Source organism: Segeticoccus rhizosphaerae, assembly GCF_009192725.1.
Lineage (GTDB): Bacteria > Actinomycetota > Actinomycetes > Actinomycetales > Dermatophilaceae > Segeticoccus > Segeticoccus rhizosphaerae.
The window spans coordinates 1-566 of sequence record NZ_VOHR01000727.1; the positions used below are offsets into that span (position 1 = coordinate 1).

Annotated in this window: 2 protein-coding genes; both read left to right on the plus strand. The window is 59.7% G+C overall.

Annotation, left to right across the window (positions count from 1 at the left end; translation table 11 throughout):
* A partial coding sequence (locus tag FRW57_RS22700; protein WP_203230527.1) for a CoA transferase occupies positions 1 to 385 on the plus strand: 385 nt, incomplete at its 5' end.
* The coding region (locus FRW57_RS22705) for an enoyl-CoA hydratase/isomerase family protein (RefSeq protein WP_203230528.1) at positions 382 to 566 on the plus strand (185 nt) is incomplete at its 3' end. The genes FRW57_RS22700 and FRW57_RS22705, both read left to right, overlap by 4 nt.

Genomic DNA, 566 nt, shown 5'->3' on the forward strand with positions numbered 1-566 from the left:
TCTGTCGGAAGCAGGTCGCGCAGACATCTACGATACCGACCCGCGTTTGCGCGATCTCGGCACGAGGACCGAGCACATCGAGGAACTCTACGGTCTTGTGGAAGAAATCCTGCAGAGCCGGACAAGTGAGGAGTGGCGCACCGCCCTTGCCGATCACGGTATCCCCATTTTCCCGGTGCATGACTTCGACAGTCTGCTCGCCGATCCTCATCTGAACGATATTTCGTTCTTCGAGCTGATAGACGATGCGTTCGGTCGCAAGACACGGGTCATGAAGTGTCCGTCGGAGTGGAGCGACGGCCTGCCCGGTATTCGTCGCCCTGCGCCGCCTCTGGGGGCCGATTCAGAGGATATTCTCGGACCATTCCAGGACCCGAAGAAATGAGCGAGGCTGTGCTGTCCTCCTATCGCGATCGCGCCTTGTGGTTGACGATCAATCGACCCGAACGGGCTAACGCGCTGGACGACGATACCGTCCGTCTCCTGCTGGAGGCAGTAAAAAATCCCGGCGATGCACGCGCCATCGTGCTTACCGGCTCAGGACAGAAGGCTTTTTGCGCGGGCGC